General features: G+C 36.8%; 11 protein-coding genes. 3 read left to right on the plus strand and 8 right to left on the minus strand.

The window, feature by feature from the left end; all coding sequences use genetic code 11:
- Positions 1–1844: T9SS type A sorting domain-containing protein (locus AACY93_RS06420; RefSeq protein WP_287006120.1), on the plus strand; the 1844-nt coding region annotated here is incomplete at its 5' end.
- Between the two features lie 69 nt (positions 1845–1913).
- On the opposite strand, the gene dxs is transcribed toward AACY93_RS06420, so the two are convergent.
- Positions 1914–3683, minus strand: a complete 1770-nt coding sequence (gene dxs, locus AACY93_RS06425) for a 1-deoxy-D-xylulose-5-phosphate synthase (protein WP_007647663.1) — start codon at positions 3681–3683, stop codon at positions 1914–1916.
- A gap of 135 nt (positions 3684–3818) precedes the next feature.
- Here dxs and AACY93_RS06430 point away from each other — a divergent pair, with 135 nt between their 5' ends.
- Positions 3819–6476, plus strand: a complete 2658-nt coding sequence (locus AACY93_RS06430) for a T9SS-dependent M36 family metallopeptidase (protein WP_287006122.1) — start codon at positions 3819–3821, stop codon at positions 6474–6476.
- Between the two features lie 68 nt (positions 6477–6544).
- Positions 6545–6994: a nucleoside deaminase gene (locus AACY93_RS06435; protein WP_007647666.1), complete on the plus strand. Its 450-nt coding sequence runs from the start codon at positions 6545–6547 to the stop codon at positions 6992–6994.
- Here the strand turns inward: AACY93_RS06435 and AACY93_RS06440 are convergent.
- The 7 genes from AACY93_RS06440 to AACY93_RS06470 form a co-directional block, all read right to left on the minus strand.
- Positions 6991–7227 (minus strand): hypothetical protein, encoded by a 237-nt coding sequence (locus AACY93_RS06440; protein WP_007647667.1) that lies wholly within the window; start codon positions 7225–7227, stop codon positions 6991–6993. The two genes, AACY93_RS06435 and AACY93_RS06440, sit on opposite strands and share 4 nt — an antisense overlap.
- Positions 7228–7233: 6 nt before the next feature.
- Positions 7234–9036, minus strand: a complete 1803-nt coding sequence (locus AACY93_RS06445; protein WP_007647668.1) for a chloride channel protein — start codon at positions 9034–9036, stop codon at positions 7234–7236.
- Between the two features lie 176 nt (positions 9037–9212).
- A complete protein-coding gene (gene aspS, locus AACY93_RS06450) occupies positions 9213–10967 on the minus strand; it encodes an aspartate--tRNA ligase (RefSeq protein ID WP_007647669.1) in 1755 nt (584 codons plus the stop codon).
- Between the two features lie 157 nt (positions 10968–11124).
- Positions 11125–14604 (minus strand): efflux RND transporter permease subunit, encoded by a 3480-nt coding sequence (locus tag AACY93_RS06455; protein WP_286854603.1) that lies wholly within the window; start codon positions 14602–14604, stop codon positions 11125–11127.
- Between the two features lie 13 nt (positions 14605–14617).
- The gene (locus AACY93_RS06460; RefSeq protein ID WP_286854604.1) at positions 14618–15823 is read right to left on the minus strand and encodes an efflux RND transporter periplasmic adaptor subunit; all 1206 of its coding nucleotides are present in this window, start codon (positions 15821–15823) and stop codon (positions 14618–14620) included.
- Positions 15824–15844: 21 nt separating this feature from the next.
- Positions 15845–17188, minus strand: coding sequence for a TolC family protein (locus AACY93_RS06465; protein ID WP_286854605.1), 1344 nt, complete (start codon positions 17186–17188; stop codon positions 15845–15847).
- 19 nt (positions 17189–17207) lie between these two features.
- Complete coding sequence (locus tag AACY93_RS06470) at positions 17208–17816, minus strand: TetR/AcrR family transcriptional regulator (RefSeq protein WP_040491315.1); 609 nt, start codon at positions 17814–17816, stop codon at positions 17208–17210.
- Positions 17817–17928 lie beyond the last annotated feature (112 nt).

Raw genomic sequence — 17928 nt, forward strand, 5'->3', positions numbered from 1 at the left:
ATTCACCTAATGATATAGAAATAGGACCCAATGGTAAAATTTGGTTATCTACAACCAATAGTTATTTGTATGGTGATGGAGGAGGAGTCGTCTTTTCCTCTACAGATGGAAATACGTTTACTCAAGCTTATTCTATCAATGGAGCTGCTAGAACTCAAATAGCAGTATCAGCAACAATACCTGATAAAGTTTATGTGTTGGCAGAAACGGCATCTGGTGTTATTATCAAAAAAACAACAACTGCATTCGTGCCTGCTTTTTTAGTAGAAACAAAAGCATTACCAAATGATGCTGACCCTAATATTCCCGCAAATGACTTCGCTAGAGGACAGGCATTTTACGATTTGATGTTGGAAGTGGACCCAAGTAACGACGAGATTGTTTATGCTGGTGGAATTGATTTGTTTAAATCTACCAATGGAGCCACAACTTGGAATCAATTTTCTCATTGGTACGGAGGATTCGGATACCAAGAAGTGCATGCCGATCAACATATTTTAGCTTTTGGAAATAACGATCCAAGCAAAGTTGTTATTGGTAACGATGGAGGCGTGTATTATTCCAGCAATGGAGGGGCAACAACCCAACCTAGAAATACAGGATTCAATACATCCCAGTTCTATACTGTAGGAGTAGCACCAACCACTGCACTTTCCGGAGATTATTTTGCTGGAGGTTTACAAGACAATGGTACCCAATTATTGCAAAATGCAAATCCAAATGGTGTAGATGATGCTATTGAGCCTTATGGAGGTGATGGTGCTTATACCTTCTTTGATCAAGATGGAACCGACCGTTATTTTATTAGAAACTATGTGTATAATGCTGGAGTTGTTTTACGTTTTTTAAACGCGAATGGATCATTAGGTTCTGAAGTTGTTATAAATAATGAAAACGCTAGCAATGGATCTTTCATTAATCCACAAGCATTGGATTCCAACCTGGATATTTTGTATTCTAATTATAACTCTGGAGCAACCCCAGGTATTAGAAGATATTCTGGAATTAAATCATCAGGAACTTTATCTGCTACAACTTTAACTCATCCTGAATTAGTAACTATAGTAACTGCTTTAACGGTATCTCCCTATACAACCAATTCTTCAAAATTACTTGTAGGCGACCGTTTAGGAAACATTATTTTAATTGAAAATGCTAATACAGCAAACCCAACTTGGACAACTATTGATGGTAACTTGTTGGTAGGTAGTGTTTCAGATGTTGAATTTGGTCAGACTGAAGATGATATTTTTGTAACCATGCACAATTATGGTGTAAACAATGTTTGGTACACCAGCAATGGAGGAGTCACTTGGGAGCCTAAAGATGGTAACTTACCAGATTTGCCAGTAAAAACTATTTTACAAAACCCATTAAATCTTGAGCAAGTGATCATTGGAACCGAATTAGGTGTTTGGTTCACTGAAAACTTCTCAGATGCAAGTCCAACTTGGAATCAAGCCTATAATGGAATGAGCAATGTTAAAGTTTTGGATTTAGACCTAAGAGACGATAACATGGTGTTTGCTGCTACTTATGGTAGAGGTGTCTTCTCCGGTATGTTTACTGCCGATTTCTTAAGTGTTGAAGAAAATACTTTAGCCTCAGATTTAACTTTATTTCCAACAGTCTCTAATGGAGAGATTACCATAACTGCTAAATCCAACTTAGGGAAAATGGATTTATCCATTTATAACCTTAGTGGTCAGTTGGTCTACAATACGGCCTTGGATATGAACTCAAATAGTAGAAAACAATTATCGTTAGATTTAAGTTCAGGATTGTACTTGGCTAAATTTTCAAAAGGAAGTTTTAGTGAGACTAAAAAGTTTATTATAAAATAAACATTATTTAGATAATATGAAAAAGGTGGTTTTTTAAAACCACCTTTTTTGTTTTCCAACAATGAAAGCTTAGACGTATTTATTGATACATTTGGAAATAGAGATAGGATCGATGTGACATTCTATCTGTAGCTCCTCTATTGTCCCATGTTCAATAAAGGTATCGGGAATACCTAACAATTCAAAAGTGTTTTTATATTGATGTTTTGAAGCAAATTCCAATATGGCGTTACCAAAACCACCATTTACACAACCGTCCTCAACAGTGATGATGGTATCATAAATGGCGCAAATATCGTGTAGAAGTTTTTCGTCTAGAGGTTTCACAAAACGCATGTCGTAGTGGGAGACAGTGTCTGAATTTTCTAACAAACCTATGGCTTCGGTACAATTTTTTGAGATGGTGCCAATGCTCAAAATGGCAATTTTACTGCCTTTTTTCAAGGGTATTGCTGTCCCAATTTCAATCTCTTTAAAATCTAATTGCCAATCCATGGTAACACCTCTTCCTCTAGGATACCTAATGGCAATGGGTTGGGATAATTTTCCCAATTGAGCCGTGTACATAATGTTTCTGAGCTCTATTTCGTTTCTTGGTGCAAAAATAATGAGGTTTGGTATACAACGTAAATAAGCCAAATCAAAAACTCCATGATGCGTTGCTCCATCTTGTCCAACCAATCCAGCACGATCCAAACAAAAAACAACAGGTAAGTTCTGCAATGCCACATCATGGATTACTTGATCATAGGCTCTTTGTAAAAATGTGGAATAAATGTTGCAAAACGGAACGGATCCTTGTGTGGCCATACCTGCAGCAAGTGTTACAGCATGTTGTTCTGCAATGCCTACATCGAAAGCCCGATCAGGAATTTGTTCCATCATATATTTTAAAGAACTTCCAGTTGGCATGGCAGGAGTTATTCCAATTATTTTTTGGTTTTTTTTGGCTAATTCCACTAAGGTTAAACCAAATACATCTTGATATTTGGGAGGTTGTTTAAAATCTAGTTTTTTACTTAACTCACCTGTAATGGCATCAAATTTTCCTGGTGCATGATAGGTGACTTGGTTGTCCTCTGCTTGTTTAAGACCTTTCCCTTTTTTGGTAATTACATGTAAAAATTTAGGTCCTTTTACTGTTTTTAAACGCTCTAGTTCTGAAATGATCTTAAAAATATCATGACCATCAATAGGACCTGAGTAATCGAAATTTAAAGCTTCAAAAATATTGTCTTGTTTTTGGGTTCCTTTTTTAACATTGGTAAGATATTGTTTTAAAGCACCTACAGAAGGGTCTATCCCAATGGTATTGTCGTTTAGGATAACCAATAAATTGGCTTTGGTAACACCAGCATGGTTTAAGCCTTCAAAAGCCATTCCACTTGCAATGGAGGCATCACCAATAACAGCAATGTGATGTCTGTTTTCACCTTTTAATAGGTTGGCAATTGCCATTCCCAAAGCAGCCGAAATAGAGGTTGAAGAATGGCCTACACCAAAAGTGTCAAACTCACTTTCTTCTCTTTTTGGAAAGCCACTAAGACCTTTAATTTGTCTGTTTGTGTGAAAAACATCCCTTCTTCCAGTTAATATTTTATGTCCGTAAGCCTGATGACCAACGTCCCAAACAAGCAAATCTTTGGGTGTATTAAAAACATAGTGCAAAGCAATGGTTAATTCCACAACTCCTAAACTGGCTCCTAAATGTCCTTCTTTGGCAGCAACAATTTGAATAATAAACTGTCTAAGCTCTTTAGCAAGTTCCGGAAGTTGCTTAATGGGTAACTTCCTTAGCTCCTCAGGACTATGAATGGATTTTAATATATCTGTAATCATTGCTTTATTTGATTTGGTAAAATTATTAAAATAGAAGTTATTTTGGTGATTTTGATAAGTATTTTACTTATTTATTGTTATTATAAAATGTTGAGACCTATATTTGTTACATTAAATAAAATCAATAACTAAAAAATGAAAAATAATTACGCCCAAAAATTTGTGATAATTGGCATGTTATTATTTGGATTTATTGGGTTTGCCCAGCACAACCTTTCAGATTCAGAGTATGGCAGTCTTATCGAGACTTATTTAACCAAAAATTTAGCTACATATCAACTTACAGAACCGGATATTCAGGATTTATATGTTAGTAACGAGTACTTCTCTAAGAGTACTAAAATTAACCATGTATTTGTAAATCAACGTTATCAAGGGATTGAGATTTTTAATGCAACCTCTAGTGTGGCCATTAAAGACAATGCAGTTTTTTACTATGCCAATAATTTTATTGGTCAAGTTAGCCAAAAATTAAACACCATAACTGCTCAAATTAATGCACAGGACGCATTGGAAAACGCAGCCTCACAATTGAATCTTGGAAACGTTCAAGGATTGGAATTGATTTCTACCAAGCATAATGAATTCGTTTTTAACGGAGCAGGTGTTTCTCAAACAAACATACCTGTAAAATTGGTGTATTCTTACTCCGAAGCTGAAGATGCTTTAAAATTGGCTTGGGACTTAAACCTAAACACACTTGACTCCAAACATTGGTGGAGCGTACGAGTAGATGCAATAAGTGGCCAAATTATTGATAAATCTGATTGGGTTGTGTCTTGTAATTTTGGTGATGGAGATCACTCTAATCACGACTTTCACACAAATACCAATACAGATTTCACTTTATTTAAGCCCAATGCTATGGTTGCTGACGGTTCTCAATACCATGTGTTCGCCTTTCCCGTTGAAGCGCCTAGTTTTGGAGGAAGAACACTGTTAAGTTCCCCAGCAGATGATACGGCTTCCCCATATGGATGGCACGATACCAATGGAGTAGCAGGAGCTGAATATACCATAACAAGAGGAAACAATGTTTATGCTTATGAAGATACAGCAGACTCTGATACGCCTGGGTATTCACCAGATGGGACTGCAACTTTAAATTTTGATTTTTCACTAAACCTAAGTCAAGAACCATTGGGTTATCAAGATGTATCGGTTACAAACATGTTTTATGTTAGCAATGTGATGCACGATGTATGGTACCGTTATGGTTTTGATGAAGTGTCTGGAAACTTTCAACAAAACAATTATGGCAATGGAGGTGTAGGAAACGATGCTGTTCAAGCTCAAGGACAAGATGGAGGAGGCACTAACAACGCTAATTTTGCAACACCAGTTGATGGAAATGCACCAAGAATGCAAATGTATTTATGGTCTGCTCCAGGAGGAATACAAAATCTAGTTACAGTAAATAACACTCCTATTGCTGGTCCTTATCCAGCTGTTAACCCTGCAGCTACACCACCAAACAATATTACCGGAATTGGTGAAACACCTGTTACAGGAGACTTGGAGCTTGTTAATGATAGTTCTGCTGCTCCTTCAGAAGGCTGTAACCCAATTTCTAGTGTTGCTGGTAAAATTGCTGTGGTTAGAAGAGGTAATTGTGCCTTTGTGGATAAAATTCAACATGCTCAAGATGCAGGAGCCATTGCTGTTATAGTTGTAAATCATAATAACCCAACTAACGACCCTAATTACGCAGAATACGTAAATATGGCTGGAGAAGTCACTCCACCGTTTACCATTCCTTCTGTATTTATGAACTACACAAATGGTGAATTGTTAATTTCTCAAATGCAAACAGAAACCGTTAATGTTACCCTTCAAGGAACAGGTAACTATATGCGAGATGGAAGTTTCGATAATGGCATTGTAGCTCACGAATATGGTCATGGTATCTCAACCAGGTTAACAGGAGGTCCAGCCACAAACTGCTTGTCCAACCCTGAACAAATGGGAGAGGGATGGTCTGACTGGTTTGGGTTAATGTTGACGATGCAACCTGGAGATCAGCCAGAAGACCCAAGAGGAATTGGAACCTACGCTACAGGCCAACCAACCAATGGGATTGGTATTAGATTAGCACCTTATAGCACAGATTTTGCTGTTAATGACTATACATATAATGATACTAATGATGCAGCAAACGTGGCTGCACCACATGGTATTGGATTTATATGGAGTACTATTTTATGGGACTTAACATGGGCCTATGTAGATAAGTATGGTTTCGATCCAGATTTATACAATGGTACTGGGGGGAACAATAAAGTCATGCAAGTAGTTATAGATGGTCTAAAAATACAAGGTTGCAGCCCAGGATTTGTTACTGGTAGAGATGCTATTTTAACAGCAGATATGGCTTTAACCGGTGGCGAAGACCAATGTTTAATTTGGGACGTGTTTGCCAATAGAGGTGTAGGCTTAGATGCCTCTCAAGGATATGGTTTTAGCAGAACAGACCAAGTGGAAGATTTTGCAATGCCTCCATCTGATGATCCTACTCTGGCTAATTGTACCAGTTTAAGTGTAAATGAATTTAACTCCAACAGTTACAAAGTGTATCCAAACCCTACCAATAATCGTTTGTTTATTAAAACAAACAAAAACTACGGTCAGGTAACTCTTTCTTTAACTGATATTAACGGAAGACAAGTACTTTCTAAAAAAGTAGAATTGTTTAACCAAGTAGAATTGGATCTCAATCAATTGCAATCCGGTATTTATATCTTGAATATAAACGGAGAATCATTTAGTGCCAATCATAAAGTTATTAAAAACTAATTGATTTTTTCAATGAAAAAATTAAGACAGCTGGTAATTACTAGCTGTCTTTTTTTATTTTTACACCTATGGAAAACGTATTTAGTGACACCTATTTTATGAAGAAAGCCCTTCAAGAAGCCGAAATGGCTTTTGAGAAAGGTGAAATTCCCGTTGGAGCAGTTATAGTAATTGATAACCGAATAATTGCAAGAGCTCATAATTTAACCGAACTGTTAAACGATGTTACTGCTCATGCTGAAATGCAAGCCATAACAGCAGCTTCCAATTTTTTAGGGGGTAAATATCTTCAAAACTGTACACTTTATGTAACATTGGAGCCTTGCCAAATGTGTGCAGGAGCATTGTATTGGAGCCAAATTAGCAAAATTGTTTATGGAGCGAGGGATGAAGAAAGAGGATGCATCCAATTAAAAACAAAATTACATCCAAAAACCATCATGGTTGGAGGCATATTAGCTGATGAGGCATCACAGCTGTTAAAACGCTTTTTTATAGAAAAACGAAACTTAAATTAAGACTCTTTTTTATTATTGTATTCTCTCATTTTTTCTAAACTCTCCTTGGTTATCATATAATCTTTTACATTTCTATCTTTCCATCTGTAATAGGAAAACAAAGGAAAAACCACCAGAAAAAGCCCAACAACTCCAAAGCCTATGAGTTTTTGTGAATAAGCTACATCTAGGAAATAACCACAAGCAATGCTACTTATGGAAGCAATAAAAAAGAATGCAATTAGGTATTTCATGTGTGTTTAATGGGTAAAGTTTAACAATTCGCGTCTGTATGCCGTTAATAATTTGGATTTTGAAACAAAACCGTAATATTTGCCTTGTTTAATAACAGGTAAATTCCATGCATTGGTATCTTGAAATTTTTGCATAACCATTCTCATGTTGTCTTTTTCATAGTCAATGTGTCCAGGAGGTAACTGCATAAAAGTCTCTACAGATGTAGAATGGTACAAAGATTGGTCAAACATAATACTTCTAATATCATCTAAAAGAATAATTCCAACCAAAACATGGTCCTCATTAATAACAGGAAACAAGTTTCTATTGGATTTTGAGACACCTTTATGTAACATGTCGCCTAAAGACATTGTTGGGTTTAAGGTAATAAAATTTTGTTCAATAACACTGTCAAGGCTCATGGAAGTTAGAACATTTTGGTCTTTGTCATGCGTCAGTAAATCACCTCTTTCAGCCAATTCTTTCGTATAAATGGTGTGTTCCATATAATTTTTAGTAATCATATATGAAATAGCAACAGTTATCATTAAAGGTAAAAACAGCTCATAGCCTCCAGTAATTTCAGCAATTAAAAAAATGGCAGTTAAAGGCGCATGAATAACACCTGCTATAAGACCAGCCATTCCAACCAGTGTAAAGTTGGATTCGGAAACTTGGTGTCCAAGCCCAATATTATTAACTATTTTGGCAACTACATTCCCTAAGGCGCTTCCCATAACCATTGTAGGTACTATAACACCGCCAACACCACCAGCAGCAAAGGTTGTGGTCATGGCTATGGCTTTAAAAACCGTAAACCCAATAAGTAGCACGATAACTACCCAAATATTATCCAAATATTCATCAAATAAGTTGGAGCCTAAAGCGTGTAAGTAGTTTCCATCAAACAAATCTTTTGTAAAACTTAAACCTTCACCATATAATGGAGGAATAAAATAAAGCATGATCCCTATGGCCAAACCTCCAACCAGTAATTTGGAAAATCTGGTTTTAAATCTGTCAAAGAAAGCGTAAACCGCAAAATATATTTTAGTGAAATAAATAGACGCCACACCTGTTCCAATACCAAGAATTATATAAAAAGCAGTATCATGCAAGGTAAATTTATCAGTAAGCGTAAAATTGAATAAAACTTCATCTCCAAGGAAAAAATAAGATGTTAACACAGAAGAGATAGAAGCAATCAATAAGGGTAGTAAAGACGCAAAGGTTAAATCCAGGCTAAACACTTCTACAGCAAAAACTATGGCCGCAATGGGAGATTTAAACATGGAAGCTACAGCTCCAGCCGTTGCACAAGCAATAAGTAGCGTACGTGTTTTTTTATCAATGTGCATGAGCCTACTTAAATTGGAACTAATGGCAGAGCCAGAAGTAATGGCAGGTCCCAACAACCCAACGGAACCACCAAAACCAACTGTTAGTGGAGCTAGTATCAAGGGATGGTAGATTAATTTATAGGATAGAAGCCCTTTTTGTCTTAGCAAAGAATATAAAAGTGACGGAACGGCTCGTTTTATAAAAGGAGGTACCGAAGGCGTCAATTTTTTGCTGAACATGTATTTTTTTATAAGATATACTATCAGTAATCCTATAATAGGCAATATAAAATACAGATGGTTTTCTGAAAAAACAATCCCTTTTTCCAGTGTGTTTTGAATGAAATAAGTAATGTTTTTTAAGGTTACAGCAGCCAAACCAGCCAATAATCCAACAAAGGTGCTTAAAAACAAAACAAAGTTTTTCTGTGAGATATGTTTGTATCTCCAAATTAAAAATTGTTTTATTAAAGTTTTTATGTGCATTCTATAGTGCTATTTATTTACTGAATAGGTTATGAATTCATCATAAAATAAGCATAGGTATATAACCCAAACAGAATTATGGTAAAGATTAATGCTGTATATAAAACGATTTTTACAAGCTTCTTTCTCATGAATTAAAACTACTAAAAAATCCTGCAATTGCAGGATTTTTTGTCTTATGATTTTAAGTTGAGTTTTAAACTTAGCTCTTCCAGCTGTTTATTGTCTATGGGAGCAGGTGCATCTATCATCACATCGCGACCCGCATTGTTTTTAGGAAAGGCTATAAAATCCCGAATGGTTTCTTGTCCACCAAGAATGGCAACCAATCTATCCAAACCAAAAGCCAAACCACCATGTGGAGGAGCTCCATACTCAAACGCATTCATCAGGAATCCAAATTGGGCTTTGGCTTCTTCCTCAGTAAAACCTAAATAATCGAACATCAAGGCCTGGGTTTTTTTGTCGTGAATTCTTATGGAACCTCCACCAATTTCGTTTCCGTTCAACACCAAATCGTAGGCATTGGCTTTTACTTCTCCCGGATTTGTAGCCAATAATTCCAGCTGTCCAGGTTTTGGCGAAGTAAATGGATGGTGCATGGCATGATAACGTTCGGTTTCTTCATCCCATTCCAAAAGTGGGAAATCCATCACCCAAAGAGGTGCAAATTCGTTTGGATTTCGCAATCCCAAACGTTCTGCCAGCTCCATACGCAAGGCACTTAATTGGGCTCTTACTTTATTTTTATCTCCTGAAAGTACGCAAATTAAATCGCCAGCTTTTGCTCCAGTAGCTTCAGCCCATTTGGACAAATCGTCCTGGTCGTAAAATTTATCAACTGAAGATTTATAGGTTCCATCGTCATTGCATCTGCAATATACCATACCCAATGCGCCAACTTGTGGACGTTTTACCCAATCAATTAATTGGTCTATTTCTTTTCTGGTGTAAGCATTTCCTCCGGGAACAGCAATACCAACAACCAATTCGGCAGAGTTGAAAACACCAAAATCTTTATGTTGTGCTACCTCGTTCAGTTCCCCAAACTCCATCCCAAAGCGGATGTCTGGTTTGTCGTTCCCATATAAGCGCATGGCATCGTCATACAACATGCGTGGGAATTGGTCTATTTCAACACCATTCACTTCCTTTAAAAGGTGTCTGGTTAAACCTTCAAACGCATTTAAAATATCTTCTTGCTCCACAAAAGCCATTTCACAGTCTATTTGCGTGAATTCAGGTTGTCTATCGGCACGTAAATCTTCGTCCCTAAAACATTTTACAATCTGAAAATACTTGTCCATGCCACCAACCATCAACAACTGCTTAAATGTTTGCGGACTTTGTGGAAGGGCATAAAACTGTCCTTGGTTCATGCGACTTGGTACCACAAAATCTCTGGCACCTTCTGGAGTGGACTTGATTAAATATGGGGTTTCTACTTCAATAAAACCTTCTTTGGACAAATAATTTCTAACTTCCTGAGTGACTTTATGACGAAAAATCAAGCTGTTTTTCACAGGATTGCGTCTAATATCCAAATAACGATATTTCATTCTAATATCCTCGCCACCATCGGTTTTGTCTTCAATGGTAAAAGGTGGTAACAAGGCTTCGTTTAAAACAGTCAGTTCAGAAACCAAAATTTCTATGTCACCTGTTGGGATGTTTGGATTTTTGGAAGCTCGCTCAATAACCGTTCCGGTCACTTGAATCACAAATTCACGACCTAAGTTTTGAGCTTTTTCCATCATGGCTTTAGGCGTACGTTCTTCATCAAAAACCAATTGGGTGATGCCGTAGCGATCGCGTAAATCCACCCAAACAATAAACCCTTTGTCACGGGATTTTTGTACCCAACCAGCTAGTGTAACTTCTTTATTGATATGTGATGCCCTTAACTCACCACAGGTATGACTTCTATACATATATTGGAATATTAAACTTGAATTTTTATTTCAAGCTATTTAAATAGGTTGCAAATTTAAGGAAGTTAACCGATTATCAAATAAAAAAGCCCCAACATTTGTCGAGGCTTTTTCCGCTATTAATCAATCCTTCTAATTGAGAATAAAAGGAAGGTAATTAAATAAGATCTGTTGTTGCTCTTTTGTTACGAATCCACATTTTTAATTGCATGGATAAAAAGAACAATACAGGTACCACAATAAGTGTTAAAAACGTGGCTATCAATAAACCATAAATAACGGTCCAGGCCAAAGGGCCCCAAAAAACCACGTTGTCTCCACCCATGTAAATATTGGCATCAAACTCTTTAAATAAGGTAAAGAAATTGATGTTTAACCCAATGGCTAAAGGTATTAAGCCTAAAATGGTGGTAATGGCTGTTAAAAGTACCGGACGCAAACGGGCTTTACCAGCTTTTACAATGCTTTCAAATAAATCTTCCTTACTTAAATATTCCTGGTCATCCAATCCAAGTTGTTGTTTTTTCCTATCAATTAACAATTGCGCATAATCCAGCAGTACCACACCATTATTCACCACAATTCCTGCTAAGGAAATAATACCAACCATGGTCATCATGATTACGAAAGCACTACCTGTAATCACTAAGCCTCCAAAAACACCTATAAAACTCAAAAAGATGGCCAACATAATAATAGCTGGCTTTGAAATGGAATTAAATTGAAATATCAAGATGAAAAAAATAAGTCCCAACCCAGTAAAAAAAGCACCCATTAAAAAGGCCATTTGTTTGTTTTGCTCCTCAATCTGACCTGTATAATCTATTTTGATGTTCTTAGGTAGGTTTTTAAAGCTTTTCATCTCGTTTTGAATTTGGGCAACAATGGCGCCTGCATCTGTAAATCCTGGAGATAAAGCCGAGTAAACGGTTACCACACGTCTGGTGTCTTTGTGTTTAATGGCGCTAAAACCAGAATTGTTTTCATGTTTGGTTATGGCCGAAACAGGGATGCTTTTTATTTGTCCCGTATTGTCCCTAAATGTGATGTTTTGATTAAACAGTGCACTGGTGTTGTAACGGTTGTCCTCATTGAAACGCACGTAAATATCAAAGTCGTCACCACCTTCTTTGTAGATGCCAGCTTTAGAACCAAAAATAGAGTTACGTAACTGTTGTCCCACTTGGGCAGCACTAATGCCTAATTCTCCAGCTTTTTCCCTATCTATAACCACTCTCATGGATGGCTTGTCTTTATTGACATCTATTTTAAGTTCATCAATACCTTGAATGTTCTTGTTGTTGATAAACTCACGCATGTTTTCGGCCGTGTTAATCAACTCGTCATAATCGTCACCTTCAATTTCAATATTGATAGGAGATCCAGCAGGTGGTCCATTGGCATCTTTTTCAACAGAAATAAGTACGCCTGGGAAAATACCAACTAAGGCTTTTTGTACTTTCTGTCGTAACAATTCACTATCTTCTCCACGACGATATTTATACTCTCTCATGGATGCCGTTATTTTTGCTTTATGAGGCATTTCGGCAGAAGAACCACTATCCGTTTGAGGGTTTCCGGCACCTTCACCTACCTGCGAGACTGCACTTTCAACCATAAAGTTGTAGTTTCCATCTGTATATTGGTCATCGTTTATAACCTTATAAACAATTTTTTCTATTTCTTTGGTAATGGCATTGGTTTTTTCAATGGCAGTTCCTTGTGGATATTCTATATATACAATAATTTGATTTGGTTTGTTGTCTGGAAAGAATTCCACTTTGGTGCGTTGGGTTGATAAAGAAATCCCAAAAGCCACAAAAGCCAAGATCAATAGTGCAAAAGTACCAATAGTCAAAATATATGGTTTCTTAGCAGATAGTGCCCAACGCAATTGGCCTTCATACCAACGTTCTAATTTTACAAGCGCTTTTGTTTGAAAGCTATTGGCCCATTTTCGTAAAAACAAACGATAGATCCAAAGCATAATGGCAGTAAATACCATTAGGGTTCCAAGAGCTCGATACTCACCACCAACAATAAATACCAAAATCCCTAAAACAGCCATAATAACTGTGGTTCTGACAATTTTTTTAAGTGGCATGTTTTTATCTTCGGTATTCATAAACTGAGACACCAAAACGGAGTTAAAGAAAATGGCAACAAATAATGAAGATCCCAAAACCACAGAAAGCGTGATTGGTAGTATCATCATAAATTCACCCATAATACCAGGCCATAAGCCTAAAGGTATAAAAGCTGCTACGGTTGTTGCTGTAGAAATTATAATAGGAAAAGCTATTTCCCCAATTCCTTTTTTGGCTGCTTCAATTCGGCTCATACCTTCTTCGTCCATGAGACGATAGACATTTTCCACCACTACAATACCATTGTCCACAAGCATTCCTAATCCCATGATCAACCCAAAAAGGACCATGGTATTTAAACTTTGTCCTAACATGCTTAAAATCATGAGCGACATAAACATGGACATTGGGATGGCAAAACCTACAAATATGGCATTTTTAAACCCTAAAAAGAACATTAAAACGGTTACCACCAAGATAACACCAAAAATAATGTTATTCACCAAATCGTCTACCTGTCCTATGGTTACTGAAGATTGGTCGTTGGCAATGGTGACTTTTAAATCCTGAGGAAATACATTGTCTATGGCATCTTGAACAATAACTTGTATCTGTTCGGCAGCAGCGACCATGTTTTTACCAGCACGTTTTTTTACGTCCAGCATGACCACAGGTTCTCCAAATTCTCGGGCAAATGTGGTTTTATCTTCTTCTTGAAATGATACAGTTGCCACATCTTTTAAATAAATGGCATGACCTTCTTCAGATTTTACCACGAAATTTTTAAGCTGGTCTGGCGTTTCAATTTCCCCAAGAATCCTAATGGTTCTTCGTTGCCCACTGGTTTTTAGGTTTCCGGCAGACATGGTCACGTTTCCATTGTTTATGGCTCCTATAATGTCCGAAAAGGTAACTTCGGCAGCCATCATTTTATAGATATCCACTGCAACTTCAACTTCTTTTTCTTGGGCACCACGAATATCCACCTGTTTGATTTCCATTAAGTCTTCAATTTCATCTTGAAGATATTCGCCATATTCCTTGAGTTTTTCAACGGGATAATCACCAGAAATATTAATGTTTAAAATGGGCATTTCTTCCGAAAGGCTCAGCTCAAACACGTCTGGTTTTACTTTGGCACCATTGGACATTGGCCAATCTTCTCCTGCTGTCTTGGTGTCTATTTCGTCTTTTACTTTTTGTTTGGCCTGTTCTACTGTAAGGTGTTCATCAAATTCCACGATAATCATGGAAAAATCCTCTTGGGAAGTTGAGGTAATTTCTACCACATTGCTCACTGTTTTTAACTCATCTTCCAGTGGGTCCGTTATGAGTTTTTCAACATCTTCTGCCGTGTTTCCTGGGTATACAGAGCTTACATAGATTTTGGTTTCGTTTACTTCAGGGAAATTTTCACGTGGCATGTCGAAAAAGGCAGCAACGCCTAAATAAAAAATCACCAGAATAAGGACATACATGGTGGTTTTATTGTTGATTGCCCAGGATGATAAACCAAATTCCTTATCGACTTGTTTTTTCTTTTTAGTCATTGAATGTTACTTTTTAGTCGTTAGAATTATCGGTTGTCTCGTCTTGGTTTGGTAAATTGATCACTTTCACAATTTGTCCATCCTTAACGCTTCGTGCACCTTCCTTGATGATTTCTGCGCCATCGTCAATGCCCTCAAGCACTTCTATGACATCTCCTTGGGTTCTTCCGGTTTTAATGATAATGCGTTTGGCATCTGCTTCACCATTGGAGTTTTTATTGGTAACAACATACACATATTGCTCCCCTTCTGCGTTTTCTGAAATAATGCTTTGTGGTATAAGAATCGCTTCTGGATTGGTGTAGTCGTTAATTTTTAAACGTGCTGTTAGGTTTGGTTTAATGGATTTGTCTTCGTTTGGTATACCAACTTCCACTTTAAAGGTTCTGTTTGCAGGATTGATAACATCTCCTGCTTGGCGTACTTTGGTCTCGATGGTTTTTCCCAATACAGGAAATTCCACTATAACATTTTTGCCTTTGGTAACATTGGTTATATAGCCTTCCGGCACATCGGTTTCAATGTACATGTCTTCCAAATTTACAAGACGAATAAGAGGTGTTTGTCCAGCAGCTACCACACTTCCTTGCTCTGTAATCACATCGTCTATGGTTCCCGAAAAAGGAGCCGTTACATTGGTTTTGGCTATTTGTTGCTTTAACTGGTTTACAGATTCGGCTTGAGACTCGTAGGTGGATTTGGCTTGTAAGTATTGAATTTCACTCCCAATATTTTGGTCCCACAAACGTTTTTGACGTTCAAAAGTGGTTTTGGCTAAATTGGCTTGAATTTCCAATTGTGCCAATTGCTGACTTAGGCCTCCATCGTCAATTTTAGCTAATAGCTGTCCTTGACGCACCTTTTCACCTTCTTTAACATACACATTGGTTAAAATGCCATTAAATTCAGGTGTGATAACCAACAGGTTTTTGGTTGTAACGTTCCCTTGAATTTCCAAATGATGGTTAAATACTTCCTGCTTGGCTTTAATGGTGGTAATTAAAGGAACTTTCCTAACCGTGTCCAATTGCGCTATTTTTTCATTAAGCAAGCTTATTTGTTCGTTCAGTTGTTGTTGTTTGGCATCTATTTCGTTGCGTTTTTCTTTTAGTTCCGATACATTATCAGAAGCTAGGACTTTTTCAAATGATTTTGCTTCCTTATCACCACAAGAGCTAATAAGAACGGCAAGAATAAAGAGGAGATGTATGTTTTTCATGAGTGTTATATAATTAATGGCTTAGTAATTTACAGTGTTTAGTATGGTTTCTAACTCGGCTTTTTTGGCAATCACATCGAACATGGATTGCAAATATTCCTGTTGTGCAGTATAAAGTTGGGTTTGTGCTTGTCTTAAATCGAAACTGGACGCGATCCCTTCAAAAAATTTGGTTTGGTTTTTTTGCTCAATACGTTCGGCCAGATTTAAGTTTTGACGTTTGTTTTCGAATTCTTCTATGGCAAACCGATAATTGCTCTTTGCATTTGCTATATCAAATTTAAGCTGTTGTTCTGTTTGCGTTAGTTCTTCTTTGGCAATTTCCAAATCTATTTTGGCACGTTGTGTAGCAGCACTGCGCATGCCAGAACTAAAAATGGGAATGGACATGCTAACACCCAAAAGTGAAGACCCATACCATTCCTGGTTATTGGTGGTGAATTCAAATTTTTCGCCATATCCACTGTAGCCAGCATTAACAAAGGCACTTAAACTAGGTAAAAATGTGCTTTTCTCTAATTTTAAAAGCAGTTCTTTGGATACTTCCTGGTTTTTGGCAATTTGATAATCTATATTGTTCTCAATACTTTCATTGGCTTCCAATAATTCCAAAGAAATATTTTGAAGGGTCAAACTTTCAAGGGAATCTGTTAAAACAGTGTTTTCATATAAATCTATTCCCAAGGTAATGTTGAACATTTTATATGATAAATCCTTTATACGTTCTACATTGTTTTGATAGTTTTCCAAACTGGTTAAGGTAATTTGCAGTTGTTCGACGCTCTCTTCTTCAGCAAGACCATTTTCATAGATCTTGGTGGTTTCGTCAAGGTTTATTTCAAGTACTTCTATGTTTTTATTGACTATTTGTAAGTTTTCTTCAGCCAATAACACATTGCCATAGGCATTTATTACAGCTTGACGGACTTCCAAATCGGTTTTGGTCTTGGCATTTTTTGAGATTTCCAAATACACTTTTGCCGATTGTAAGCCTACAATATAAGAGCCGTCAAACAATAATTGATTTAGGGTTGCCATGGCATTAACACTTTGTTTTGGGCTAAAGGTTACAGGTACAAAGGTGCCAGGTTCCCCACCAGCAATTTCTGCTGGCAGTAAAGACACTTGTTGCTTAAGCCAATTTTGGTAATCTACAGCGCCATTTATTTGTGGTAATCCTGTGGCTGTGGTTTCCCATTTTTGTTTTTCTACAGCTTCAATGTCCCTAACGGCGTTTTTTGCCAGTCTGTTATTTTCCAAAGCAAAATCTATGGCTTCTTGTAGCGTGAAACTACTTGGAACTTCTTGGGCAAATAACCAAGAAGTAAAGCATAACATAATTATTACTAGTGATTTGTGTTTCATGTTTGTTAGAACGTAAGTTTTAGTGGTTTTGTTTGGTGTTTATAATACTGTTTAGTTTATCTATTCCTTTCTCTGTGCTGATTCCACGAATGTGATACTCTAAAAAATTATCCATTAAGGTTCTCATGGAAAAATCGTTCAATGGAAATAAGTCTGGGTCCTTTAAGCACATCATGGTGTTAAAATATAGCCTGGAAATAAACTCAATATCAATGGATTTTCGGTAATACCCTTCTGCCACACCACGTGCAAGGTTGTTTGTGACACAGTCTTGCATGATACAAAATTGATTGGTTTTTAACTTTTCGAAAATCTTTGGATAGTATTTTTGAAGTTGGTGCTGTGGCGACGATTTTTCATCCTTTAAGTGCTCCATGGTGAATTTTTTTATCTCGTAAATTTCATCAATAGGGCTTTTGTTTAAAGCACAAATGCAATCTATGCCATGCGAAATAAATTCAAACATGTATAGCGTAGTAGCTTCCACCAATTTGGTTTTGGTGTCAAAATGTTGGTAAATGGTTTTTTTAGATATCCCAATTTTATTGGCAATATCATCCATTGTTACGCTTTTAAACCCATAGTTTAAAAACATGTCTGCTGCATTAATAAGTATCTTGTCTCTCATAATAGGAGGCAAATGTACAATAGGAAACTATAAAAACCTAAAAAGTTTCCAAAGTTTTAACAATTTGTTAATATTCAAAAAACTTATTGCAAAAGTATCTTTAATTGCACTA

Source organism: uncultured Xanthomarina sp. (assembly GCF_963971605.1).
Taxonomy (GTDB): Bacteria; Bacteroidota; Bacteroidia; order Flavobacteriales; family Flavobacteriaceae; genus Xanthomarina; species Xanthomarina gelatinilytica.